This window comes from Rhodococcus sp. JVH1 (assembly GCF_000280725.2).
Classification (GTDB): Bacteria; Actinomycetota; Actinomycetes; order Mycobacteriales; family Mycobacteriaceae; genus Rhodococcus_F; species Rhodococcus_F jostii_A.
Genome location: NZ_CP166289.1, coordinates 2,461,298 through 2,485,373, shown reverse-complemented (window position 1 = coordinate 2,485,373; position 24,076 = coordinate 2,461,298). Strand labels below are relative to the sequence as shown.

Sequence of the window (24,076 nt, the reverse complement as noted above, 5' to 3'; positions counted from 1 at the left end):
AAATTGAGTGGCAGAGTGGAGGCGATTCGCGCGGGACGGCAGGAAAGGACAGGATTACTGACGTGACCTATACCATCGCAGAGCCTTGTGTCGACGTTCTGGACAAGGCATGCATCGAAGAATGTCCTGTCGACTGCATTTACGAGGGCGGTCGGATGCTCTACATCCACCCCGACGAATGCGTCGACTGCGGCGCCTGTGAGCCGGTCTGCCCCGTCGAGGCGATCTTCTACGAGGACGACGTCCCGGACCAGTGGGTGGAGTACACCAAGGCGAACGCCGACTTCTTCGACGACCTCGGTTCCCCCGGCGGCGCGGCGAAGCTGGGCAAGGTCGACTACGACCCGCCGTTCGTCAAGGCGTTGCCGCCGATGGCCGAAGGCGACTGACTACTCCTCGGACAGCCGGCCGCCGTCCATCCGCCACCGGCGCGTGCTGCGCGTCGAATCCAGCATCCGCCGGTCGTGGGTGACGAGCAGCAGCGTGCCGTCGAAGTTCTCCATGGCCTGCTCGAGCTGTTCGATCGCGGGGAGGTCCAGGTGGTTGGTGGGCTCGTCGAGCACCAGCAGGTTGACGCCCCGCGCCTGCAGCAGGGCCAGGGCGGCGCGGGTGCGTTCGCCGGGTGACAGCGACGCCGCCGGCCGCAGCACGTGGTGTCCCTTGAGCCCGAACTTCGCGAGCAGTGTCCGCACGTCGGCGTCCGGCCAGTCCGGGACCTGCGCCGCGAACGCGTCGGCCACCTTCTCGCCGCCCTCGAACAGGCCGCGGGCCTGATCGATCTCGCCGACCGCCACACCCGAACCGAGTGCGGCGGTGCCCGCATCCAGGGCGATCTTGCCGAGCAGCACGTTCAGCAGGGTCGTCTTGCCGGAACCGTTGGCGCCGGTGATGAGGATCCGGTCACCCCAGTCCACCTGAGTGGTGACCGGACCGAACGTGAATTCGCGGTCCCCGCCCCATGCGACGGTGGCGCCGTTCGCCGTCGCCACGACCGATCCGCTGCGCGGGGCGGTGGCGATCTCCATCCGCAGTTCCCACTCCTTGCGCGGCTCCTCCACCACCTCGAGCCGCTCGATCCGGCGTTGAGTCTGCCGGGCCTTCGCGGCCTGCTTCTCGGTGGACTCGGTGCGCAGACCCTTGCCGATCTTGTCGTTGTCCTTCGCCTTACGACGCGCGTTCCGGACGCCGTGCTCCATCCAGTTCCGCTGCATCTGCGCGCGGTCCTCGAGGTCCGAACGGGTCCCGGCGTACTCCTCGTACGCCTCCCGCGCATGCCTGCGCGCGATCTCCCGCTCGGCGAGATACGAGTCGTAGCTGCCGTCGTAGACCGCGATCTGCTGCTGTACCAGGTCGAGTTCCACGATTCCGGTCACGGTGCGCGCCAGGAATTCTCGATCGTGACTCACCACCACCATCGCGGCCCGGCTCTCGGCGACGAAACGCTCGAGCTGCTCGAGCCCCACGAGGTCGAGGTCGTTGGTCGGCTCGTCGAGCAGCAGCACGTCGTACCGGGACAGCAGCAGCGACGCCAATCCGGCGCGCGCGGCCTGCCCACCGGACAGCGACGTCATGTGCGCGTCGAGCGGCACTCCCAGCCCGAGTTCGCTCACGACCTTCTCCGCGCGCTCGGCGAGGTCGGCGCCGCCCAGCGCCAGCCAGCGTTCGAGGGCGGGGGAGTAGAGATCCTCGTCCGACTCGCCGAGCGTTTCCGCGGCCGCGTTCATGGTGTGCTCGGCCTCGGTGACGCCGGTCCTGCGGCCGAGGAAGTCGAGCACCGTCTCGCCGGCGATCCGGTCGGGTTCCTGGGCGAGGTAGCCGACGGCCGCGTCGGGCGGGCTCAGCACGATACTGCCCTCGACGTCCGCCGAGCCGACCCCCGCGAGCGCGGTCAGCAGCGTCGACTTGCCGGCACCGTTCGCCCCCACGAGTCCGGTCACGTCGCCCGGGGCGACAGTCAGGTCGAGGCCGGAAAATAGGGTGCGCTCCCCGCGCGAAGCCGACAGTCCGCTGATGCGCAGTGTTGCAGTCACCAGGCGATTATCCACTCAGCGCTTGACGAGGCGGAACCAGCGGGGGTCGGCCTTCTTGAGCGGTCCCGGCATACCGGTCGTGTCCGCGTCGACGTCCGACACGAGTTTCCACTTCTCGAACGTCCGCTCCACGTCGGAGCGGGAGACCCCGCGCGGCAGGGGGCCGCGGTGCCCCGGCCCGAACGCGAACATCAGCAGGGTGGCGTGCGGTTCGCTCACGGTCGTGACGTTCTCGGCGTACGCGACCCGGTCGTGGTCGCTGAGCCCGTGATAGCACCCCACATCCAGGATCAAGTGGTACCCGCGACCGACGGCGTGCTCGAGGTCGGTGGCGTCCGCGTGCATGAAACGCACGTCGACGCCCGCCTTCCGGGCCTTGGACCGCGCCTTGTCGAGGGCCAGTTGGACGGTGTCGATCCCCGTCACCTGCCACCCCCGCCGGGCCATCTCGATGGCATGGTCACCGGTGCCGCATCCGATGTCGAGGACCTCTCCCGGTGGTGCGTCGAAGGGATCGAGCAACGTGTCGATCTGACTTCCGAAGACGCGGCCCGCTTTCACCCAGGGCGTGATCTTGAACCGATAGGCCAATGTGTATCCGAGGCCCATGTCCGCCCCTTCCACCGGGCGCGTCACCACCTGAACGCCGATGCCGTCGGATTACCCGGTCGTACCGAAACGACACGCGAAAGTCCACATTCTGAGACAGCGGGGAACATCTGGTCCGGGTCCCCGGTTGGACAGTCTCATGGGTTTCAACAATGCACAGAGTCCTGTACCTACGGTCACGCTCAACGACGGGAACAGCATTCCTGCCCTCGGCTTCGGCGTGTGGCAGGTGCCGGACGACGAGAGCCATGCCGCGGTCACCGAGGCGCTGAAGGCCGGCTACCGCAGCATCGACACCGCCAAGATCTACGAGAACGAAACCGGAGTGGGCCGCGCGCTCGCGGACTCCGGAATTGCCCGCGACGAGCTGTTCGTCACCACCAAGCTGTGGAACGAGGACCAGGGGTACGACTCCACGCTCCGCGCATTCGACGCCAGCCTGAACCGCCTCGGGCTCGACTACGTCGACCTCTACCTCATCCACTGGCCCGTGCCGTCCGCGGACCGCTACGTGGACACGTTCAAGGCCTTCCAGAAGATCAAGGCCGACGGGCGTGCGCGGTCGATCGGTGTCTCCAACTTCACCCCGGAGACCCTCGACCGACTGATCGCCGAGACGGGCGAGGTGCCCGCAATCAACCAGGTCGAGCTGCACCCGCGGTTCAACCAGGCCGACCTGCGCGCCTTCCACACCGGCAAGGGCATCGCGACCGAGGCGTGGAGCCCGCTCGGTCAGGGCACCGTCCTCGAGGACGAGTCCATCGCGAAGATCGCTGCAGCGCACGGTAAGACGACCGCACAGGTGATCATTCGCTGGCACCTGCAGATCGGGAACGTGGTGATCCCCAAGTCGGTGACGCCGGAGCGCATCGCCGCCAACTTCGACGTCTTCGACTTCGAGCTGACCCCCGACGAGATCAACACGGTCGGGTCGCTGACCCGGGCCGACGGACGCATCGGCCCCGACCCGGACACGCTGGGCGCGTAGGGCCTAGAGCCGGAAGTCCGCGAAGTCGAAGCCCGGGGTGACGACGCAACTGACGAGAGTCGGTTCGTCGCCCTCGGGCTTCGCTCGCTGCCAGTGTCGCGGCGGGACCAGCAGCTGTGGTTGCTGGCCCGCCGCGACGTCTGCGCCGAGGATCTGCGCGTCCGGATTTGCGGGTTCGCTTCCGTCCCCGCCGAGTTCGAGCCGCAGGGGGCTGCCCCGGTGGTACAGCCAGATCTCGGCGCTGCGCACGCTGTGCCACTCCGACTGCTGGCCGGGCATCAGCAGGAACAGGATCGCGGTACCGGCCGCCCTCGGTCCCGGGTAGTCGCCGGGCAGGCTCCTCTTCGGGATCGTGACGTCGCTGCGCCACGTCTCGCGGTACCAGCCGCCTTCGGGGTGCGGGGCGAGGTCGAGGGTTCGGGCCCATTCCGGTAATTCCGTCATGGCCGCCATTCTGCCGCCCGGCGCCGCGTCCGGGGGTGTGGTCGCACCACCCCTGGGGTGTCTTATCTCGGACGGCCGGAGCCGCGAGAGTCGTAGGTGTTCAGAAAGCGGGGGCACGAATCCCGCACACCAGCGACGAACAGGAGACAACATGCTCGGAATCATGCTCGGACTCGGCGGAGCCGCAATCGGACTCGGAATCGGCGTCATGGCCCTCGGGGTCGGACTCCTTCTCAGTGACGCGACGATCAAGCACGATGTCGGCGAACTCCCCGACTGACTCCATGTGGGTCGACACCCGTCGGGGGCGGGTGCGGGCGCGAACAGCGGCCCGTACCCGCCACCCGCTGGCGTGGTTTCACTCGGTTCTGACCCGCAAACGCGGTGTTGCCGTCCAGACTCCGCCTGCCAGTGCCGGTGAGGTGCTCGAACGCCTCGTCGACCTGCCGCTCAGCGTCTGGACCTACGGTTTCGATCACGAGTCGGTGCGGCACCTGGGCCCGATGGCGCAGGATTTCGCCACCGCATTCGGTCTCGGTTCCAACGACCGCCGGATCGCGATGGTCGATGCGAACGGGGTGTGCATGGCAAGCATTCAGGCCCTGTACCGGCGGGTCATCGCGCTCGAAGCGGAAGTCGAACGCCTGCGGAGGTAGCATCCTCGTCCGGTGCCGCATCCCGGCGTCCGCCCGGCCGCCACCAGTTGGCGTTGCCCAGCAGATACATCGTCGCGGGCACCAGCACCATCCGCACGATCGTCGCGTCGATGAGGACCGCCGTCGCGAGGCCGACGCCCATCATCTTCACGGTCACGTCGCCGTCGAGTGCGAACCCGGCGAACACCGCCACCATGATCGCCGCCGCGCTCGTGATCACCCGGCCCGTGGATGCCAGTCCCTCGACGACGCTCCGGTGCGAGTCGCCCGTGTCGAGCCAGCGCTCCCGTATCCGGGAGAGCAGGAACACCTCGTAGTCCATCGACAGTCCGAACAGGATGGTGAACATCAGGATCGGTACCCAGCTCGACACGGGAAGCGCATGCGGAAGGCCGAGTAGCTCCGCGCCCCAACCCCATTGGAACACCATCACCATCACGCCGTAGGCGGCGGCCACCGACAGCAGGTTCATCACGGCCGCCTTCACCGCGACCACCGGCGCGCGGAACACGAACGTGAGCAGCACGACGGACAGTGCGACGACGAACGCGATCACGAGCCACAGCCGTTCGGCGAGGCGGGCGGAGATGTCGGCGAACGTCGCGGTGAGTCCGGTGACGTGGACGCCGTCGGCGGCGTCGGAGCGGATCCGTTCCAGCAGTTCGGTGCTGCGGGGGTCGCTGGGACCGGTGGTAGGCTGCACGGAGATCAGCGCGGCCGTCGCGTCGGCGTTCGTCAGGACGGGCGTCACCGACGCCACCCCGGGTTCGGCTGCGAGTTCACGCGCGATCGCCGGAAGTTCGGCTGCCGGAACCGTGTTCAGGTCGACCGCCACCATCAGGGGTCCGTTGGCGCCGGGTCCGAACTCGGTGTCGATCAGGTCGTACGCCTGACGGATCGTGTTGGCGGCCGGCGCGCTGCCCGCGTCCTGCGGCCACGTCCGCATGCCCAGAACCGGAGCGGCCAGGAGCAGCAGCACCCCGAGCGCCGTCAGGGCCCACAGCCACGGGCGACGGCTCACCCGGATCGCCCACCGTTCCGTCAGCGGCGACGTCGTGCGACGTTCGGCCCGGGCACGGGACCGCTTGCCGAGCACCCGCGTGCCCGCCAGTCCGCACAGTGCGGGCACCAGCGTGACCGAGGTGAGCATGACGATGCCGACCATCGCGAACGTGGCGTAGCCGAACGACGCGTACATCGGCAGCCCGGACAGCCGCAGTCCGAACAGGGAGACGAGGACGGTGGTTCCGGCGAAGATCACCGACGTCCCGGCCGTGGAGTTGGCCGCGGCGACGGCGTCCCGGACCGACATCCCGGATCGCAGGCCCTCGGTGTACCGGGTGACGAGCAGCAACGCGTAGTCGATGCCGACGCCGATGCCGACCATCGTGGCGATGGTCGGGGCGATGGTGCTGATGCTGGTGAACCCGGCCATGATCGTGATGAGGCCCGACCCGATGCCGACGCCGACGAGCGCGACGGCCAGGGGCAGTCCGGCGGCCACCACGGATCCGAACGCGAACACCAGGATGATCAACGCCAGGACCATGCCGACCGCCTCGGCGGTGCCCGACGGTGTGGAGATGTTCTCCGGGACCTGCCCGCCCAATTCCACCTGCAGTCCCTGCGCCTGGGTGTCGGCGACCGCGGCGTCGAGGGCGTCGACCCCTTCGCTGCCGTGGAAGTCGGTGACCGGGATGCGGTAGTTGAGGCTGATCACCGCGGTGTCGGAATCCTGGGACAGGCGGGGCGGCGACACGGAACTCACGCCGTTCACCTCCGCCAGCCTGGTGCCGAGATCGGTGAGGACCGCGGGGGCGAGCGGGCCGCTGTCCGAGTGCACGACCACCCGCGCGTCCGCTCCCGACATCTCCGGGAATCGCTCGGTCAGCAGATTCGTCCCCTGCTGCGACGGCAGACCGGGCACGTTGTAGTCGTCGTGGTTGGTTCCGCCGAACGCGGACGCGGCGGCGAGCACCAGGACGAGCAGCGTCAGCCACGTGGCGATCACCCGCCAGGGACGGGTGGCGGCAGCCGAGCCGAGGCGCGCGAGCAGGGAACTCATGGGGAGCCTCCAGGAAAGCCGGTTGGTTCTGTCGCCTCCGACTCTGCGCCCGGCGGCTAGTGGCCCACTTGGAACTCGCTTGGGCGGGTCGTCACCCGGGTGCGCGCGGCCTCCACCCACGCCGGGCAACCGCAGCGTTCGGCCAGTTCGAGTGCCGCCGCGTAGTGCCTGCGGGCGTCGTCGGGGCGGCGGAGGAGCATCTCGAGGTCGCCGAGAATGGTGTCGACGGGGCCGACCGCGAACGCCGCCGTGTCGCCGCCGCCGATCTGGCCGCTGTACGGGCTCAGCTCCGCGTGCACCGAAGGCGCCTCGTCCCGCTCACCCAGACCCGCGACGACGATGCCCCGCAGCGACATCATCAGGGAATGGAAGAAGTCGCGGCGGACAGGGCGGAGGTGACGCCGGACCTCCCGCGCCCGGTCCGGTTTGCCGTTGCCGAGGAGTGCGAGGGCGTGCAGATCGGCGATCACGTCCATCGCCGCACTGTCGACGGTCTCGATCACCGCCTCGAGTTCTCCGGCGCGTCCCTCGGTGAGCCGGAGCGTGAACAGCGCGAGCGCGAAGACGCTGTCCGCGTCGAGGCCCGCCCTGGTCATCAGCTCGTGGCCGCGCACGTAGTGTCGTTCCGCCGTGGCCAGATCGCCGGTGAGGTGTGCGACCATCGCGCGGCTCATCTCCCGGGTGGCCTGCGCCTGCTGGAACTGATACCGGTCCGCCAGCTCCGACTGGATGCCCATGTGATGTTCGATCGCCGGGATGTCACCGTTGCCGGACGCGATCTCGGCCAGTAGGTGGTGGCCGAGCATGGTGAACACGGGGAGCTGTGTCCGGTCACCGATCTGGAGCAGCTCGTCACCGATGACGTGGTGGCCGAGCGTGCTGGTCGGGGAACCGGTGCCTGCATGGACGGCGCAGAGCACCAGCCCGAGCAGCACCGGATCGTCCAGGTCACGGGCGAGAGCCTCGGCCTCCCGGACCGCGGAACCGGTGCGCTCGTGATCCTCCGCCCCGATCTCGTGGACGAGGGTGACCAGCAGCCGGCACCGCACCGCAGGTTCCAGTACCTCGTCCCGCAGCAACGCCTCGATCTGATCGACGACGGCCGCGTCCACTTCGCCGTATCGCCGATTGATCCACGGCGTCGGGGTGTCGACGAACGCGAGCGCCCGGATCGCCAGGTCGGTGCGGCCCGCGTCCCGGGCGAGGGCGAGCGCCCGGTTCCGTGAGCGGGATCCCGCCAGTCCGATGCCGGCGGCGAGTTGCGTGCGACTGAGCTCGGTGAGGATTTCGACGCGCTCGTCCACGGACGCCGCCGCGTCCGGCGGCAACCGGTCGGCCGCTCGAAGGGCGTTGTCGAGGAAGCCGATCTCCGCGTCGTGGGCGTAGCGGTCGGCGGCCTGCGCCGCGGCCGCGACATTGTGGTCGAGGGCCTGCCGTGCGGTGGCGGCCGACAGCGCCTCGGTGAAATGGTGGGCGAGGGCCGCGACATCGTGCGGCCGCAACTCCTCGAGTGCCGTCCCGACCCGGGCATGCCAGCGGCTCCTGCGCAGCCGGGTGAGGTCGGAGTAGAGCGTGTCGCGGACGAGGGCGTGCGTGAACCGGACCGTCCCGGCGCGCGGCTCGCCGAGAAGACCGGCGATCACGCCCGACTCGAGGGCGTCGAACACGGTGTCCTCGTCGACCTCGGCGGCGCGGGTGAGGACGTCGATGTCGGATTCGCGGCCCACGACCGCGGCCAGCCGCAGGACGGACACGGTGAGTTCGGGGAGACGGGCGATCCGCCTGCGCAGGACGTCCCGGACCCCCTCGGGCACCTCCGACGTGGCCACCAGCTCGCCCTCACTGGCCAGGAGTCGGGCGCTCTCCTGCAGGTAGAACGGGTTTCCACCGGTCCGGTCGGCGAGCGCGCGGAGGGTGCCGGGATCGGGGTCGCGTCCCGCCACATGCCGGATCAGCTCAGCCGAATCGTCGGGGCCGAGTCCGCCGAGGCGGATGCGGGTCGGTTGTAGCGATGCGAGATCGGCGAAGCAGCTCTCCAGGTTCGGGTCCACCTCGTCCGGGCGGAATGCGAGGAGCAGCAGGATCGGGTGCCGCTGCTGCGCGAGCCGCACGAGGATCGACAGGGTGTCCTCGTCGGCGCGGTGGACGTCGTCGAGGACGACGGCGAGAGGGCCGTGATCGCGGACGGTCCCGATGTAGTCGGCGACGGCGCGGTGCAGCAGGAACCGTCCGCTCGGATCGTCCGGCCGCGCCGCGCGCGAACGGTCGTCGGAGAGCAGGGGTGCCAGCGCGTCGGTCTCGGCGCCGGGGTCGACCGTCTCGCGCAGCGCGCGCAGGATCTCCACCCACGCCCAGGCGGGTGGGGCGCCGTCCACTTCGGGGCAGCGACCCACCGCCACCTGCCACCCCGCGGTGTGCAGTGTTCGACGGAACCGGCGCAGCAGGGACGACTTCCCCGATCCGGCGTCGCCCCCGAGGAGGACGACGGGGGTGCCGGCGTCGGTCATCAGGTCGGTCAGGCTCACCAATTCCTCGGTGCGGCCGAGGAACCAGGTGTCCGGCGTCGTGTCGACCCGCCCGGCTGCGGGGGCGGGTGCGGGTGGAGACGGGACTGTGCCGGTGAGGATCTGTCGTTCGAGTTCGGTCAGGGCGGCACCGGGGTCGAGGCCGAGTTCGTTCGCCAGCCGGCCGCGGGCCTCGCGCAACGCGGCCAGGGCGTCGGCCTGTCTCCCACTGCGGTGCAAGGCCAGGGCGAGCAATCGCCACCCCTCTTCCCGGAGCGGGTGGTCCCGGGTGAGGGCCTGCGCGTCGAGCACGGCGCCGGCCGCATCCCCGCTCGCGACGGCCGCCGCCACCAGACGTTCGCGCGCGACCACCCGCAGTTCCTCGAGCCGGGCGATCTCGGCGAGAGCCCAGTGCTCACCGGCCACCTCGGCGAACGCCGGCCCCCGCCACAGGCTCAGCGCGTGTTCGAGATCTGCGCGCCCGGTATCGGCGGCCGACCGGATCAGGGTCTCGAATTCCCACGCGTCCACACCGGACGGGGGCAGGATGAGCGCGTAACCCGGGGCCCGGCTCACCAGGACGGTGGAGTCCGCCCGGGGCGCGCGGTGCGGCTCCAGCGCGCGCCGCAGATTCGAAATGTATGCCTGAAGTGCGCCGACCGCTCGCGGTGGGGGAGCGCCGTGCCAGAGGTCGTCGATGAGCCGATCCACTGGCACCACCTCGCCGTGCGCGACGAGCAGTAGCGCGAGCACGGCGCGCTGGCGGGGGCCGCCGAGGTCCACCGTCCCCGATTCGTCCTCCGCCTCGAGCGTTCCGAGTACTCGAATACGCAGCATCGTTCAGCCAGCGTAAGCACTAGTGGCCTCCAAGTCCTCTCCAAGACGCCGAACCGACCCTGAGTGCATGACTACGTCAACTGCTCACACAGTCCGTCCCGACACCCGCGAGATGGTGGTGGTCCACAACTGCTTCCGTCGACAGTTCGCCGCGCTGCCCGCACTCGTCCGGGGTGTTCCCGCCGGAGACACCGCCCGCGCCGGGGAGGTGGTGACGTTCTTCGAGGAACTCGCCACCGCCCTCCACCACCATCACACGAGTGAGGACGACCTGCTGTGGCCGAAGCTGCTCGACCGCGCGCCCACCGACGCGGCGCTGGTGCTGCGGATGGAGGAACAGCACGAACGCCTCTCCGAACTGCTGTCGCGGGCGCAGTCGCAGGGCGCCGCGTTCACGGCGGATGCGGTGGACGGCGAACCGCTGGCGAAGACACTGACCGCCCTGTCCGCCGCGCTCGACGAGCACCTCGGCGAGGAGGAACAGCGCATCCTCCCGATGGCGGAGCAGTTCATGACCCTCACCGAGTGGCAGGAGATGGGCGACCGCGGCCGCGCGTCGATCCCCAAGGACCGGCTCCTGGTGTTCCTCGGCTTCATCCTCCAGGGTGCGACCCCCGAGGAACGCCGAATGTTCCTGTCCGAGATGCCCTTCGCGGCCAGAATGGCGTGGTCGATCTTGGGCCGCCGGGCATTCCGCAAGGACTACCGGCGGATCTACCGCACCGAACCGGCCGCCTTCTGACGCCGGATCACCCTGCGTCGCAACCGGCCGCGGCTGGTCCGCTCCCAGAGGCTCGGCGGTGTGCGTTCGGGATCCATCAGTTCGTTCTCGGCAAGCGGACTGTCCTCGTCCTCGACCGTCTCCGGTTCGAACTTCTCGAGCGTCCGGCCGCCACCGCGCAACGCCTCCACGGTGCCCACGAACGACGACGTCTGTGCCAGCGTGTCCTCGAACAGTGTCGCCGGGACACCGAGGTGCTCGCAGACGAGCTGACGGCGAATGCCGAGAATGGTCTGCCGCAGCTCGTCACCGTTCGCGGTGTCGGCGGTGACCTCGACAGCCAGGTCGCACTCGGTGTCGAACCCCATCGACCGGTTGTTGAGGTTCGACGAACCCACGCGCAGGAGACGGTCGTCCATCACCAGCACCTTGGCGTGGACGTAGATCGGCTCACCGCCCGCCGTGACGGGGTAGTAGACGCCCAGCCGGTTCCCGACATCGGCCCGCCACAGCAGGTGCAGCAACCGGCGGCGGGCGCCGTCCATGGCCTTCTGCTCGAGCCAGCCGTCGGCGTTGCGCGGCAGCACCAGCACGATCTCCGGCCCGTCCGGTTCGCGTAGTCGCTCGGCGATCGCCTCGGCGAGGGTGCGGGAGGCCAGGTACTGACTCTCGATGTACAGCGACCGCTCGGCGCCCGCGATCGCAGCGAGATACAGGGCCTCGATCTCCCGGACCTCGTCCCGGTCGGCGAGCTCCGGCAGCGTGCGTGCGATGCCCACGTCCACGGAGCGCATCGCCGGCTTCAGCCCCTCCGGCCACGGCGTCGTGCCCGCGACCTCGTCGACGGGCGCCAGATCCTGTCCCGTGGCCGCCTTCCATCGGGTGCGGGCGAGCTCGCCGATGGCCTTCGCCGCGTCCCCGTCGACGGCGGTCGTCGCGTCGTGCCACGGCCCGTACCGCTTGCCGTTCGGCTGCGTCCGGTAATGGTTGCGATCCCGATGTTCCGGGGTGTCCCACCGGTCGACGGTCATGTCTATGCCGCCGCAGAACGCGAGCGCGTCGTCGATGACGACGATCTTCTGGTGGTGGGCCGAGCCGACCGGGTGGGCGGCGTCGAGTTCGAAGTGCAGGCGGCGGTCGGTCACCCAGTTGACCACGAAGATCGGTGTCATGCCGCGACCGATCGCGGTGAAGGCCCCGATGTTCCATTTGAGCAGGTAGATGTCGAGATCCGGGCGTTCCCGCGTCAGCCAGGCCAGGAACCGGCCGAGCTGGTTGGGGCCGTCGAGCGTCTTCTCGTCCGGCTCGAACTTGATCCTCGTGTCGAAGTCCCAGCCGATGAGGATGATGCGCCTGCGAGCCTGCAGCATCGCGGACTTGGCATGGCGGAAGTAGTCCGCCGCATCGACGATGCACGCGAGACGATCGGCGTGGGCAACCTGCCAGCACGTGTCGCCGGGAGTCAGGATCGTGCCGTCGTCGCTCATGTCTTTTCGGTTCTCCCCGTCGCGTTCGTCCGCCCCCCTGCGGGTGGCCGATTCACAGTACTGCGCCACCCCCACACAGCTACCGTTGAGAGGTGCGGAGGTGGTGGCGCATCGTGGCGTTGCTCGCACTGGTCAGCGTGCTGTGGGCACCAACTGTCGGTGCGGATCCGCTGCGGGCCGGATCGAGCCCCGGCACGGTCGTCGCCTCGTCCGAATTGCCGGCGGAGCTCTGGCTCCGCGGAACCGGCAGTGCCTACCGGATGACGTACCTGACCACCGACCGGCACGGCATCACCCCGTGCACCGGGATGGTGTTCGTGCCGCCCGGTGCACCGCCCGCCGGGGGCTGGCCCGTCATCGCGTGGGCGCACGGAACGGTCGGGGACTCCGACGCCGACGCACCCTCCGCGACCGGGGTCGACAAGGAATCCTCCGACTACGTGAGCAGTTGGCTGCAACTCGGTTACGCCGTGGCCGCCACCGATTACGTGGGCCTGGGTACCCCCGGGGTGCCGCCCTACCTCGACGGGAAGGTGGCCGGGCGCAGCGTCGTGGACTCCGTGCGCGCCGCCCGCGAGGTCGACGCCGATCTTTCCGCCACGTGGATGGCGGTCGGGCTGTCCCAGGGCGGGCAGGCCGCGGTGTTCGCCGCACACGCCGCCACGACGTACGCGCCGGAACTCGACTACCGCGGGGCAGTCGCGAACGGGGTGCCGTCGAACATCGAGATGGTGGCGAACTGGAGCGGTCCCTCGTTTCCGCCGCAGGGCCTCGCCGGACTCACCGTGTACATCTCGTACCTGATCGCCGGGGTCCGTGACGCGTATCCGGAGCTGGACATCGACAGCTACCTGACCCCGGTCGGGAAGCAGTTCGTCGACGCCGCGCCCGAAGTGCCGTTCCGGCAGTTCGCGGCCATGACCCGGAACGTGTCGGTGGCGCAGATGCTGTCGCGGGCACTCGACGTCCCGGCGCTGCAGGACGCGTTGCGCGAATACCTCGCGGTCCCGGTCGCGGGGTACGACCGTCCGCTGCTGCTCGTGCAGGGGGTCACCGACGCGTCGGTGCCGATCCCGCTGACGGAGAAGCTCGTCTTCGAGATGCACAGTGCGGGAACGAATCTCGATTACCGGGTGTACTCGGGTGGTCACTTCGGCAGCATGTACCAGGCCGGCCCCGACCAGGCGGCGTTCGTCGCCTCCCTGATCAGGTAGGGCGCGCTGATCCGGCCGACAGGCCGAGGTGCCGGGTGAGTTCGCGGGCCGCGGCCTGCCCGGCCCGGTTCGCGCCGATCGTCGACGACGACGGGCCGTAGCCCACGAGATGAATCCGCGGATCCGACGCCACCTGGGTGGCCAGGCGTCCGGTCATCGTGATCCCACCGCCCGGCCCGCGCAGCCGCAGCGGGGCGAGGTGATCGAGTGAACTGCGAAAACCGGTGCACCACAAGATGACATCGACCTTCAGTTCGCGGCCGTCGGGCCAGCGGACGCCGTCCGCGGTGATCTCACCGAACATCGGTTGCCGCGCCAGCACCCCGCGTTCGCGGGCGGCGCGGATCGCAGGCGTCACGGGCAGTCCCGTCACCGACACCACCGAGCCCGGCGGCAGCCCGCGACGGACCCGGTCCTCGACGAGAGCGACGGCGGCGCGGCCGATCTCGGGCGTGAACGGCTCGTCCCGGAACTCCGGTGGGCGGCGCGTCACCCACGTGGTGGTCGTGACGCGGGAGATCTCGTCCAGCAACTGCACCGCCGAGATGCCGCCGCCCACGACGAGGACGTGCTGTCCTGCGAAGTCCTGCGCCGAGGAGTAGTCCTTGGTGTGCACCTGGCGGCCGGTGAACGACTCGGCGCCGGGGTACCGGGGAATGAAGGGACGTTCCCACGTACCCGTCGCGTTGATCAGACCGCGGGCCGACACGACGCCGCGGTCGGTCTCGATCCGCAGCCGCTCGTCGCGGGCACACACCACCCGCGTGTGCACGGGACGGTGCACCGGCAGTTCGAACTGTTTCTCGTACGTCGCGAAGTACTGGGGAACCGCGCTCGCCGCATGCACCAGCGCGGCCTCCGGGTCGTTCGGGTCCACGCCGATCGTGTCGGCGAAGCCGAGCCCGGGAAGGTCGTGGACACCGTTGACGGTGCTCAGTGTCAATGACGGCCACCGGAACTGCCACGCGCCGCCGGGCCCCGGGGCGTGATCGAGCACCACGAAACCGGACTCCGGGTCCATCCCGAACCTGCGCAGATAGTAGGCGGCAGACAACCCCGCCTGCCCCGCGCCGATCACGGCCACGTCCACTTCGCTGTTCATGTCGGTCCTCACCTCCACCCTCACAACTACCGGAGAGGCTCGTGTGTTCCGGCCGATTCGAATGTGGTTGGCTGACAGGTGTCCAGTCGGGTGGGCGGGGGAAAATTGTCAGTGGACAGCAATCACGAAGAAAGCGAGTGGACATGATCGGGACGAGTCGTGACGGCGACGTCTTCACCCTCGAACTGCAACGCCCCGACCGTCGCAATGCGTTGAACACCGAGATCTGCGAACTCCTGCGGGAGGAAACCGAGAAGTCCGTCACCGACGGCGCGCGGGTGATCGTCCTCACAGGGCAGGGCAGCGCGTTCTGCGCCGGCGCCGACCTGTCGGGCGACGTGTACGCCGACGGATTCACGGACACCCTGCTCGAGATGCTGCACACCATCGACTCGGTGCCCGTCCCCGTCATCGCCGCGATCAACGGCCCCGCGATCGGTGCGGGCAGCCAGCTGTCGCTCGCCGCGGATCTGCGTGTGGTCGCTCCCGAGGCGCGCTTCGCCATCCCGGCCGCCAAGCTCGGCATCTCCGTGGACCGATGGACGGTGCACCGTCTGGCCGCCCTGATCGGCGGCGGACCGGCGCGAACGATCCTGCTCGGCGCGGAAGAGGTCGGGGCCGACGAGGCGCTCGCGCACGGCCTCGCCAACAAGCGTGGCGACCTCGCCGTCGCGCAGCAGTGGGCGCACTCGATCGCGCGTCTGGCGCCGCTGTCGCTGCAACACCTCAAAATGGTGCTCAACGACGACGGCACCCAGAGCCCGCCGCCGCCCGAGCAGCTCGCTGCGTTGCATGCGGCGTGGAAGAGCTACGACGCGCAGGAAGCGCGCGCGGCACGCGCCGAGAAGCGTCCGCCGGTGTTCCGGGGTCAGTAGCCGCTCGCCGCACCTTTCCCGCACGCGTGGTTACAGTTGTCGGGGTGAAAGCGAAGAACGCTGTGACGACAGTTCTGGCCACCGCCGCCCTCGGGTGGCTGACGCGGGCCGCGTGGGGGCTTCCGTCTCAGATCGGTGCGTCGCGGGCCAAGGTGCGCCCGTACGCCGCGACGTCGCCGCGGTACCGCGACCGGCAGTTCCACAACACCGATCCGAGCAGCACGATGATGCCCGGATCGGAGACCGGGATCGTCAAGGCACTGATCACGCGGGGCGCCGCGGGCCGCCCGCGCAGGCCGATCCCGCTCGCGACACCCCTCGCGCCCGTCGAGGCCGCCGACGTCGCCGTCACCTGGTACGGCCATTCGAGCGTGCTCGTCGAGGTCGACGGGTACCGGGTGCTGGCCGACCCGGTGTGGAGTGATCGGGTGTCGCCGTCCGCGATTCTCGGCCCGTCCCGCATGCACCCGACCCCGGTGCCGCTGGCCGACCTGCCTGTTCTGGATGCCATCGTCATCTCGCACGACCACTACGACCACCTCGACATGGCCACCGTGCAGCAACTCGCCGCCACCCAGAAGGCGCCGTTCGTCGTTCCGGTCGGGCTCGGTGCCCACCTGCGGCAGTGGCGGGTGCCGGAGGAGCGGATCGTGGAACTCGACTGGGACGAGTCGACCACACTCGGCGACCTCACGCTCACGTGCACCGAGGCCCGGCACTTCTCCGGCCGTGGGCTGGTGCGGAACACCACCCAGTGGGCGTCGTGGGTGCTCGCCGGACCGAACCGGAAGGTGTTCTTCGGCGGCGACAGCGGGTACACGCCGCGGTTCGCCGACCTGGGCCGCCGATACGGTCCGTTCGATCTCACACTCCTGCCCGTCGGCGCCTACGACACGCGGTGGGCCGACATCCACATGAACCCGGAGGAGGCGGTGCAGACCCACGCCGACCTCAACGCCGGCGACGCCCGCCGCGGACTGCTGGTTCCGGTGCACTGGGCCACGTTCAATCTCGCGTTCCATTCGTGGTCCGAGCCGATCGTCCGGTTGCTCGCCGCCGCGCAGGAGAAGGGCACCTCGGTGGCCGTGCCGATGCCCGGACAGCGGGTCGACGCGTTGAAGCCGACGGCCCAGACACCGTGGTGGTCCGCGCTCGGCTGAGTCCGGCGCGCATCCCCTCGGAGCGAAGACTCGTTGCGTAGCCTTTGACCATGGCATACGACGAAACGGGCACCGACAGCGTTGCAGTCGTCGCAGTGGAGGGGCTGACGGCCGCCCAGGTGGCGGAGCGGGTGGCGGCCGGCAAGACCAACGACGTTCCCGATCGGGCCAGCCGATCGGTCCGCGACATCGTGCGCGCCAACGTGTTCACCCGGATCAACGCGATCCTCGGTGTCCTCCTGATCATCGTGCTGGCCACCGGTTCGATCATCGACGGCATGTTCGGCCTGCTGATCCTCGCGAACAGCGGGATCGGCATCATCCAGGAAGTGCGAGCCAAGCGGACCCTCGACAAGCTCGCGATCGTCAGCCAGACCAAACCGGTGGTGCGCCGCGACGGTGCCGCGGTGGCGATGGCACCCCGGGAGGTAGTGCTCGACGACATCATCGAGCTCGGTGCCGGCGACCAGATCGTCGTCGACGGTGTGGTGGTGGAGGCGATGTCCCTCGACGTCGACGAATCCCTCCTCACCGGTGAAGCCGACCCCGTGCACAAGGACGCCGGCCAGCAGGTGCTGTCGGGAAGTTTCGTCGCGTCCGGCAGCGGCTGTTACCGCGCCACGAAGGTCGGAAGCGACGCGTACGCCGCCAAACTCGCGGACGAGGCCAGCAAGTTCACGCTGGTGCACTCGGAATTGCGCAGCGGCATCGACAAGATCCTGAAATTCATCACGTATCTGATGATTCCGGCGGGACTGCTGATCATCTACAACCAGTTGTTCTCCAGCGGCGAGTCGATCCGGCCTGCGCTGAGCGGGATGGTGGCCGCGCTGGTCCCGATGGTCCCCGAGGGACTGGTGCTGATGACGTCGATCGCGTTCGCGGTCGGGGTGGTCCGGCTCGGTCAGCGGCAGTGCCTCGTGCAGGAGCTGCCCGCCATCGAAGGTCTCGCGCGCGTCGACGTGGTGTGCGCCGACAAGACCGGAACGCTCACCGAGAACGGCATGCGGCTGTCCGAACTGCGCTGCGCCGACAGCGCCGACACCGCACCGTCCCGTGCGGCCCTCGCCGCGATGGCGGCGTCCGACCCGCGGCCGAACGCCAGCGTCCTCGCGATCAAGGAGGCGTTTCCCGACGACCCCGGGTGGGGTGACGCCACGGCGGAGGCGCCGTTCTCGTCTGCCAGGAAGTGGAGCGGGCAGTCGTACGGCGCCCACGGCAACTGGGTCCTCGGTGCGCCGGACGTGCTGCTCGACCCCGGCAGCGACATGGCCCGGCAGGCCGAGGCAGTGGGGTCCTCGGGACTGCGGGTGCTCCTGCTCGGCAGTTGCGACGTCCCGGTCGACCACCCCGCGGCGCCGGGTGCGATCACCCCGCGCGCGCTGGTGATCCTGGAGCAGCGGGTGCGTCCCGACGCCCGCGGGACCCTCGAGTACTTCGCGAGCCAGAACGTCACGGTGAAGGTCATCTCGGGGGACAACGCCGTGTCGGTCGGTGCGGTGGCCGGATCGCTCGGACTGCCCGGCGGCGACCGTCCCGTCGACGCCCGCGAACTGCCCGACGACCGCGACGCCCTCGCCGAGACCCTGGAGACGTCCACCACGTTCGGCCGCGTGCGCCCCGATCAGAAGCGGGAGATGGTGGGGGCTTTGCAGTCTCGCGGGCACACGGTCGCGATGACGGGCGACGGTGTCAACGACGTGTTGGCCCTCAAGGACGCCGACATCGGGGTGTCGATGGGCTCGGGCAGCCCCGCCACCCGCGCGGTGGCGCAGATCGTGTTGCTGGACAACAAGTTCGCCACCCTGCCCTACGTGGTGGGTGAGGGCCGCCGGGTGATCGGCAACATCGAACGCGTCTCGAACCTGTTCCTCACCAAGACCGTGTACTCGGTGTTGCTGGCGTTCCTCATCGGCATTACCGGTGTGCTGTCGCAGATCTTCCACTTCGAGCCCGTGCCGTATCCGTTCCTGCCGCGGCACGTGACGATCGCCGCCTGGTTCACCATCGGCATTCCCGCGTTCATCCTGTCGCTGGCCCCGAACAACGAGCGGGCGCGCTCCGGGTTCGTGCCGCGCGTGATGCGTCTCGCCGTGCCGTCGGGTGTGATCATCGGTGTCACGACGTTCATTTCGTATCTTCTCGTGTACGCGGGACCGGATCAGACGGAGGCAGAGAAGGTCCAGGCGGGCACGTCGGCGCTGATCACGCTCATCATGATCGCGCTGTGGGTGCTGGCCGTGGTCGCGCGGCCGTACGTGTGGTGGAAACTGGTGCTGATCTTCGGATCCGTAGCGGGATATCTCATCCTGTTCGCGTTGCCGTTCACACGGGAGTTCTTCAAGCTCGATCCGACCGACATCGGAGCCACGACCTCCGCTCTCGTGTGCGGGCTCGTGGGAGTGGTTCTCGTCGAAATCGGTTGGTGGGTGACGGGCCGCCTGCACGGTGAGCATCGCCGCCTGTTCGCTGCGCCGGAAGACCTGCCGGGCGTGCACTGACGCGAATACCGCTCGCGACGATTCGAACGGTTGGCGTCGCCGAGCCAATGCTGTGAGACTGGGTGTACGGCGAGTGATCGAACTCGGTCGGAATGCGTGCGCATGCACCGGAGGAGGAAGAACGATGAGTTTCGTCGACACACTGAAGGGCCTGCTGGGCAAGGGGAGGGAAGCCGCTTCGCAGAACGCGGACAAGGTTCACGGCGCCATCGACAAGGCCGCCGACGTCGCGGACAGCAAGACCGGCGGCAAGTACAGCGACAAGATCGACAAGGCCGCCGACGCGGCGAAGAAGGCTGTTCCTCCGAAGGAGTGAACTCTTCTCACACTCTGACGCGCGTGGGCCCCGGTTCTCGGATCGGGGCCCACACGCGTCTTCGGAGATGACCCGCACACGGCGGGCAGGCGCGGCAGAATCGGTGTCGTGAACGGCGTCCTCGTGCTCCTCGTCATCATCGCGGCCATTGCCGTGACGAGTTTCGCGAAGCGCCGCGACCTCCAGGCGCCGCTGGTGCTCGTGACCATCGGGTCGGTGGCGTCGTTCATCCCCGGGATGCCGCGGCTCGAACTGGACCCGGACGCCATCCTCGGTGTGGTGCTGCCGCCGCTGCTGTACTCCGCGGCGCTCAAGTTCTCGGTGGCCACGTTCCGGCGTCACCTCGCACCGATTCTCCGGCTGGGGATCTTCACCGTCCTGGCGACCGCCATCGGGGTGGCCTTCTTCGCCAACTGGCTGGTCCCCGAATTCACCCTCGGCGCCGCGCTGGTCCTCGGCGCCGTCGTCGCGCCGACGGACGCGGTCAGTGCCGTCGCGGTCGGCCGCAGGCTCGGCCTGCCGAACCGGGTGATCGCAATCCTCACCGGCGAGGGACTCGTCAACGACGCCACCGCGCTGACCCTGTTCACCGTCGCCGTCTCCGCCGTCGTCGGGGCCGCGATCCCGGTCCATCCCGTCGTGTTCTTCGGCTACGAGGTGGTCGGCGGGGTCCTGATCGGACTGGTGCTCGCGAGGATCGTCGAGTGGGTGCGCCATCGCATGTACGATTCCCCGCTGGAAACGGTGCTGGGGCTGATGCTCCCGTTCGTCGCGTACCTCGCCGCCGAGGAGGTGCACGCGTCCGGCGTGCTGTCGGTGGTCGCCGCGGGGTTCCTGATGGGGCACAAGGCCACCGACGCCTCCGTGGCCACCCGCATCCAGGAGCGGTCGCTGTGGGAGAGCGTCGATCTCCTGCTCGAGATGTTCGTGTTCGCCTACATGGGACTGCAACTGAAGTTCGTCATCGACGACGTCCGCGACCAGGGCCTACCGGTTCACCACGTCTTCTTCTACGGCTTCGCGGTCCTCGCCGTGGTCATGGCGATACGGCCGGCGTGGATCCTGCTGCACTGGCTCCGCCGTCGAGTCGGGCTGGCAATCGAGCCGCCGGGAGGCTCGGTGGAACTCGGGTGGCGGGAAAGCCTCGTCGTGTCCTGGGCGGGGATGCGCGGGGTCGTCACACTCGCCGCCGCGTCCGGTGTGCCCGTGGTGATCGCGAGCGGACAGCCGTTTCCGGGACGCGAGGTGATCCAGGCGATCGCGTTCGTCGTGGCCGTCGGCACGCTACTGATCCAAGGTGCCACCATGCCGCTGCTGATCCGGAAACTCGACCTGGCGGATCCCGGCGAACGCGAGCGCGAGGAGGAACAGGTGAAACTGGCGCGCGCGATCTCCCGCGACGCCGGCGAACGGGCGCTCGTCGAATTCACCGAACACCCGCCGGAGGGAATCGACCGAGCCGACCTGACCGACATCCTCGAACGGGTGCGGCGGTCGATGCGGGCCAGGCTCCAGGCCGAGGAGGCGGAGGACGGCGCGGAGAAGCAGCGGGCAGGCGCACTGTTCGACCACTACCGTCGCGCCGCCCTGCGCGCGCAGCGCGAGGCGATCATCGCCGCCCGCGACGCGGGAACGCTCGACGACGAGGTGATGCGTAGCGTGTTGGAAGGCCTCGATGTGGAGGAGGCAGCAGCCGAGGAGCGGGTGCGGAGACGTCGCGAATGAGGTGTGAGGTGGGTGTGCGTCCGGTGCGAACCGCCGTGGTCGCCCTTGTCGCTGTCGTGGTGCTGACCGCCTGCACCACGGACGAGGCGTCCCCGAGTCCGTCTCCTACGAGCTCGGTGGCCGCTGATTCCGGTCCTGTCGGCTCTCCGGCGCCGACCGGCGATCAGCGTGGCGCGCTCACCAGCCGGGAGCCGGTGCCCGACATCGATCCGGCGATTACCGCCCTCGGCGCGACCGCCACCCGCGTCGTCTACCGGTCGACGTCCGGTGTCGACGGCGGCGGCGCGGAGGTCGTGGGCACCGTGTTCACTCCGGGCGGCCCCGCACCGGACGGCGGCAGGCCCGTCGTCACGGTCGGGCACGGCACCACGGGCGTCACCGACGAGTGCGCTCCCTCGTCGTCACCGACCCTGCTGGGCACGACGAACCTCGTCCGCCCGCTGCTGCAGCGGGGCTACGTCGTGACCGTCACCGACTACCAGGGACTCGGCACCGACGGCCCGCATCCCTACCTCGAACCCGACACCGCCGCCTACGACCTGATCGACGCGGTCCGGGCGGCGCGCAACGTGGTGCCGGAGGCGTCGACGCGCTGGGCGGCGATCGGGGTCTCGCAGGGTGGTCAGGCGTCGTGGTCCGCGGCCGAGCACGCCGAGAACTACGGCGGCGGGCTCGAGTTCGTCGGCTCGGCGAATCTCTCACCCGCGGCCGATCTGTCGGGGATCGTCGCCGACGGGACCGTCGAACCACTGTCGTTGCCGCAGAAGATGTTCCTTCCCTACCTCCTCGAGGGACTGAAGGTGGTGCACCCCGAGCTGAATCCGGACGACTACATGCGCGGCGCCCTCGCCGCCACGCCCGACGTCACGCTGTCGTGCGTCGCCGCGAAACTCCCCGAGAAGTGGACGGTGGCAACCCAACTCGCTCCGGCCGACACGGGACCGCGGACGGAGGCCGACGCCGAGCGCATGCGAGGATGGCTCGAGGACGTCGCCCTGCCGAAGAACGGCGCGGGCGGGCCGATGCTCGTCGTGGTGGGGGAGCGGGACAACCTCATTCTGCCGCAATGGACTTCGCAGGCCGTCGACCGCGCGTGCGCACTCGGCGACGTCGTCGAGTTCGACTCCCGGCCCGGGGAAGGGCACGCCGACGGGCGCTCCGTCCCCGGCGCGATGCAGTGGATCGCCGACCGCTTCGCCGACGTGCCCGCCCCCGACACGTGTCCCGAGGGAGGAACACCGTGAAGAAAGCCGACCTCGAACGGCTGCGGACCCTGTGCCTCGCCCTGCCCGAGGCGACGGAACGGGTCAGCCACGGCGAACCGGCGTGGTTCGTCCGCAAGGCGCCGCAGTTCGCGTCACTCGCCGACCGCCACCACGACGACCGGGTGGCGTTCTGGGCGGCGGCTCCGCCGGGCGCGCAGCAGGATTGGGTGCAGCGTGACCCCGGCAGGTTCTTCGTCCCGCCGTACGTCGGGGGACGCGGGTGGATCGGCGTCTATCTCGACGTCCCGCAGGACTGGGCCGACGTCGCCGACGTCGTCGAGGACGCCTACCGCGCCGTCGCCCCGAAAACCCTGATCGCCCGACTGGACGACGGCGAATGACGGGAACCGTCGTCGCCGTCGTCGCGTTGCTCGTCCTCGTTCCCGTCGTCGCGTTCACTGCCGTGTGGCTGCGCGCCCGGCGCGAGCTGACGACACCCACCGAACGGGCCGTTCACACGACCCTCCACACGGCGTCGCTGGCGGCGCGGCCGTTGCGGCGGGGGCTGGACGAGATGTCGGCGGAGGAGGCCGCGCCGCACTTGCGCCAGCTGACCGGCGCGCAGGCGCTGGGCGTTTTCGACGCCGCCGGTGACCTCCTCGCGTGGAGCGGACCCCACGAGGCCATGACCGAACAACTGCACGACGCGGCCGCCCGCGCCGTCGACGGGGAGCGCCGGGTGCTCGTCGCCTACGGCGGCCTCGTCCGGGGCGCAGGCGACGACGCGGTGCGAGGGTTGATCGCCCAGCCCCTGCTCATCGAGGCCATCGGCGTGGTCGGGGTGCTCGGCATCGTCACCACGGAAGACCCCGGTCCGGGCATGCTCGGCGCCGTCACGGAGGTCGCCCGGTACGCGTGCAGCCAGATCGAACTCGCCGACCTCGACGCGTCCCGCGCCCGACTCGACCGCGCCGAGGTCCGGGCGCTGCGCGCACAGATCAGCCCCCATTTCATCTACAACGCGCTGAATACGGTGGCGTCGTTCGTCCGCACCGATCCCGATCGCGCCCGGGAACTGATCCTCGAGTTCGCCGACTTCACGCGGTACTCGTTCCGTTCGGCGGGGGAGTTCACCCTGCTCGCCGACGAACTGCGCAACATCGACCGGTACCTCACTCTCGAGCGCGCCCGGTTCGGCGACGCCCTCGCGGTGAAATTGCAGGTGGCGCCGGAGGTGCTGAACGTGGTGCTGCCGTTCCTCGCGCTGCAACCGCTGGTCGAGAACGCGGTGCGGCACGGGATCGCCGCCAAACCGGACGGCGGCACCGTCAGCATCGTCGCCGCCGACGAGGGCACCGACTGTGTGATCAGCGTCGAGGACGACGGCGTCGGCATGGATCCCGAACTGCTGCGGTCGGGGTCGCTGGACTCGGTCGCCGAGACGTCGGGGGTGAAGGAGGCGGCGCACGTCGGGCTCGCCAACGTCGACGACCGCCTGCGCGCCGCGTTCGGCAACGACTACGGACTCGTGGTGGAGACCGCGCCCGGTGCGGGCACCAAGGTGAGCATGCGCGTCCCGAAGTTCCGGCGGGGGATCTCGACATGAACGGGGAGGGTCCGTGCGACGATTGCTGTCG

General features: G+C 69.6%; 21 protein-coding genes. 14 read left to right on the top strand and 7 right to left on the bottom strand.

Annotated elements, in window-relative coordinates; genetic code table 11:
• Positions 1-62 precede the first annotated feature (62 nt).
• Positions 63-389: a ferredoxin gene (gene fdxA / locus JVH1_RS11205; protein WP_005244047.1), complete on the top strand. Its 327-nt coding sequence runs from the start codon at positions 63-65 to the stop codon at positions 387-389.
• Here the strand turns inward: fdxA and JVH1_RS11200 are convergent, their stop codons facing one another.
• Both JVH1_RS11200 and JVH1_RS11195 read right to left on the bottom strand, forming a co-directional pair.
• Positions 390-2,030 carry an ABC-F family ATP-binding cassette domain-containing protein gene (locus tag JVH1_RS11200; protein ID WP_009478062.1) on the bottom strand — a complete coding sequence of 547 codons (1,641 nt, stop codon included), beginning with the start codon at positions 2,028-2,030 and terminating at the stop codon, positions 390-392.
• A 15-nt stretch (positions 2,031-2,045) separates the two neighbouring features.
• Positions 2,046-2,639 (bottom strand): class I SAM-dependent methyltransferase, encoded by a 594-nt coding sequence (locus JVH1_RS11195; protein WP_009478063.1) that lies wholly within the window; start codon positions 2,637-2,639, stop codon positions 2,046-2,048.
• Between the two features lie 139 nt (positions 2,640-2,778).
• Here JVH1_RS11195 and JVH1_RS11190 point away from each other — a divergent pair, with 139 nt between their 5' ends.
• Positions 2,779-3,627 (top strand): aldo/keto reductase, encoded by an 849-nt coding sequence (locus JVH1_RS11190; RefSeq protein ID WP_009478064.1) that lies wholly within the window; start codon positions 2,779-2,781, stop codon positions 3,625-3,627.
• A 3-nt stretch (positions 3,628-3,630) separates the two neighbouring features.
• On the opposite strand, the gene JVH1_RS11185 is transcribed toward JVH1_RS11190, so the two are convergent.
• A complete protein-coding gene (locus JVH1_RS11185; protein WP_029538390.1) occupies positions 3,631-4,071 on the bottom strand; it encodes a cupin domain-containing protein in 441 nt (146 codons plus the stop codon).
• A gap of 151 nt (positions 4,072-4,222) precedes the next feature.
• Here JVH1_RS11185 and JVH1_RS11180 point away from each other — a divergent pair, with 151 nt between their 5' ends.
• Together JVH1_RS11180 and JVH1_RS11175 are read left to right on the top strand one after the other, a co-directional pair.
• A complete protein-coding gene (locus JVH1_RS11180) occupies positions 4,223-4,351 on the top strand; it encodes a hypothetical protein (protein WP_009478066.1) in 129 nt (42 codons plus the stop codon).
• Positions 4,352-4,355: 4 nt separating this feature from the next.
• Positions 4,356-4,727, top strand: a complete 372-nt coding sequence (locus JVH1_RS11175) for a hypothetical protein (RefSeq protein WP_009478067.1) — start codon at positions 4,356-4,358, stop codon at positions 4,725-4,727.
• On the opposite strand, the gene JVH1_RS11170 is transcribed toward JVH1_RS11175, so the two are convergent.
• Both JVH1_RS11170 and JVH1_RS11165 read right to left on the bottom strand, forming a co-directional pair.
• The gene (locus tag JVH1_RS11170) at positions 4,687-6,792 is read right to left on the bottom strand and encodes an MMPL family transporter (protein ID WP_009478068.1); all 2,106 of its coding nucleotides are present in this window, start codon (positions 6,790-6,792) and stop codon (positions 4,687-4,689) included. The two genes, JVH1_RS11175 and JVH1_RS11170, sit on opposite strands and share 41 nt — an antisense overlap.
• A gap of 56 nt (positions 6,793-6,848) precedes the next feature.
• On the bottom strand, positions 6,849-10,133 hold the full coding sequence (locus JVH1_RS11165) for a BTAD domain-containing putative transcriptional regulator (RefSeq protein WP_009478069.1): 3,285 nt from the start codon (positions 10,131-10,133) through the stop codon (positions 6,849-6,851).
• 67 nt (positions 10,134-10,200) lie between these two features.
• Between JVH1_RS11165 and JVH1_RS11160 the strand changes: the two genes are divergently transcribed.
• Entirely contained in the window at positions 10,201-10,875 is a 675-nt protein-coding gene (locus JVH1_RS11160; RefSeq protein ID WP_009478070.1) for a hemerythrin domain-containing protein, read from the top strand.
• On the opposite strand, the gene JVH1_RS11155 is transcribed toward JVH1_RS11160, so the two are convergent.
• A complete protein-coding gene (locus JVH1_RS11155) occupies positions 10,848-12,341 on the bottom strand; it encodes a phospholipase D-like domain-containing protein (RefSeq protein ID WP_043780999.1) in 1,494 nt (497 codons plus the stop codon). The two genes, JVH1_RS11160 and JVH1_RS11155, sit on opposite strands and share 28 nt — an antisense overlap.
• Positions 12,342-12,454: 113 nt before the next feature.
• Here JVH1_RS11155 and JVH1_RS11150 point away from each other — a divergent pair, with 113 nt between their 5' ends.
• Positions 12,455-13,555, top strand: coding sequence for a lipase family protein (locus JVH1_RS11150; RefSeq protein ID WP_009478072.1), 1,101 nt, complete (start codon positions 12,455-12,457; stop codon positions 13,553-13,555).
• Here JVH1_RS11150 and JVH1_RS11145 read toward each other — a convergent pair.
• Positions 13,548-14,657: an NAD(P)-binding domain-containing protein gene (locus JVH1_RS11145; RefSeq protein WP_009478073.1), complete on the bottom strand. Its 1,110-nt coding sequence runs from the start codon at positions 14,655-14,657 to the stop codon at positions 13,548-13,550. The two genes, JVH1_RS11150 and JVH1_RS11145, sit on opposite strands and share 8 nt — an antisense overlap.
• 143 nt (positions 14,658-14,800) lie before the next feature.
• Between JVH1_RS11145 and JVH1_RS11140 the strand changes: the two genes are divergently transcribed.
• The 8 genes from JVH1_RS11140 to JVH1_RS11105 all read left to right on the top strand — a co-directional run bounded on the left by JVH1_RS11140 (position 14,801) and on the right by JVH1_RS11105 (position 24,045).
• Positions 14,801-15,532 (top strand): enoyl-CoA hydratase, encoded by a 732-nt coding sequence (locus JVH1_RS11140; protein ID WP_043781055.1) that lies wholly within the window; start codon positions 14,801-14,803, stop codon positions 15,530-15,532.
• Positions 15,533-15,576: 44 nt separating this feature from the next.
• A complete protein-coding gene (locus tag JVH1_RS11135; protein WP_009478075.1) occupies positions 15,577-16,692 on the top strand; it encodes an MBL fold metallo-hydrolase in 1,116 nt (371 codons plus the stop codon).
• A 50-nt stretch (positions 16,693-16,742) separates the two neighbouring features.
• Positions 16,743-19,193: a cation-translocating P-type ATPase gene (locus tag JVH1_RS11130; protein ID WP_009478076.1), complete on the top strand. Its 2,451-nt coding sequence runs from the start codon at positions 16,743-16,745 to the stop codon at positions 19,191-19,193.
• A 124-nt stretch (positions 19,194-19,317) separates the two neighbouring features.
• Entirely contained in the window at positions 19,318-19,509 is a 192-nt protein-coding gene (locus JVH1_RS11125) for an antitoxin (RefSeq protein ID WP_005244012.1), read from the top strand.
• Positions 19,510-19,617: 108 nt separating this feature from the next.
• Complete coding sequence (locus JVH1_RS11120) at positions 19,618-21,234, top strand: Na+/H+ antiporter (RefSeq protein ID WP_009478077.1); 1,617 nt, start codon at positions 19,618-19,620, stop codon at positions 21,232-21,234.
• A complete protein-coding gene (locus JVH1_RS11115) occupies positions 21,231-22,478 on the top strand; it encodes a lipase family protein (protein ID WP_051033758.1) in 1,248 nt (415 codons plus the stop codon). The genes JVH1_RS11120 and JVH1_RS11115 overlap by 4 nt, the downstream gene beginning before the upstream one ends.
• A complete protein-coding gene (locus JVH1_RS11110; RefSeq protein ID WP_009478079.1) occupies positions 22,475-22,840 on the top strand; it encodes an MmcQ/YjbR family DNA-binding protein in 366 nt (121 codons plus the stop codon). The genes JVH1_RS11115 and JVH1_RS11110 overlap by 4 nt, the downstream gene beginning before the upstream one ends.
• Entirely contained in the window at positions 22,837-24,045 is a 1,209-nt protein-coding gene (locus JVH1_RS11105; RefSeq protein ID WP_009478080.1) for a sensor histidine kinase, read from the top strand. The genes JVH1_RS11110 and JVH1_RS11105 overlap by 4 nt, the downstream gene beginning before the upstream one ends.
• Positions 24,046-24,076: the final 31 nt, after the last annotated feature.

Excerpts from the sequence above, each read along its gene's own strand:
- JVH1_RS11130 (WP_009478076.1), top strand. The coding sequence starts at position 16,743 with ATGGCATACGACGAAACGGGCACCGACAGCGTTGCAGTCGTCGCAGTG.
- JVH1_RS11155 (WP_043780999.1), bottom strand. The coding sequence starts at position 12,341 with ATGAGCGACGACGGCACGATCCTGACTCCCGGCGACACGTGCTGGCAG.
- JVH1_RS11180 (WP_009478066.1), top strand. The coding sequence starts at position 4,223 with ATGCTCGGAATCATGCTCGGACTCGGCGGAGCCGCAATCGGACTCGGA.
- JVH1_RS11160 (WP_009478070.1), top strand. The coding sequence starts at position 10,201 with ATGACTACGTCAACTGCTCACACAGTCCGTCCCGACACCCGCGAGATG.
- JVH1_RS11115 (WP_051033758.1), top strand. The coding sequence starts at position 21,231 with ATGAGGTGTGAGGTGGGTGTGCGTCCGGTGCGAACCGCCGTGGTCGCC.
- JVH1_RS11195 (WP_009478063.1), bottom strand. The coding sequence starts at position 2,639 with ATGGGCCTCGGATACACATTGGCCTATCGGTTCAAGATCACGCCCTGG.
- JVH1_RS11105 (WP_009478080.1), top strand. The coding sequence starts at position 22,837 with ATGACGGGAACCGTCGTCGCCGTCGTCGCGTTGCTCGTCCTCGTTCCC.
- JVH1_RS11170 (WP_009478068.1), bottom strand. The coding sequence starts at position 6,792 with ATGAGTTCCCTGCTCGCGCGCCTCGGCTCGGCTGCCGCCACCCGTCCC.
- JVH1_RS11145 (WP_009478073.1), bottom strand. The coding sequence starts at position 14,657 with ATGAACAGCGAAGTGGACGTGGCCGTGATCGGCGCGGGGCAGGCGGGG.
- JVH1_RS11185 (WP_029538390.1), bottom strand. The coding sequence starts at position 4,071 with ATGACGGAATTACCGGAATGGGCCCGAACCCTCGACCTCGCCCCGCAC.
- JVH1_RS11165 (WP_009478069.1), bottom strand. The coding sequence starts at position 10,133 with ATGCTGCGTATTCGAGTACTCGGAACGCTCGAGGCGGAGGACGAATCG.
- JVH1_RS11175 (WP_009478067.1), top strand. The coding sequence starts at position 4,356 with ATGTGGGTCGACACCCGTCGGGGGCGGGTGCGGGCGCGAACAGCGGCC.
- JVH1_RS11125 (WP_005244012.1), top strand. The coding sequence starts at position 19,318 with ATGAGTTTCGTCGACACACTGAAGGGCCTGCTGGGCAAGGGGAGGGAA.
- JVH1_RS11190 (WP_009478064.1), top strand. The coding sequence starts at position 2,779 with ATGGGTTTCAACAATGCACAGAGTCCTGTACCTACGGTCACGCTCAAC.
- JVH1_RS11140 (WP_043781055.1), top strand. The coding sequence starts at position 14,801 with ATGATCGGGACGAGTCGTGACGGCGACGTCTTCACCCTCGAACTGCAA.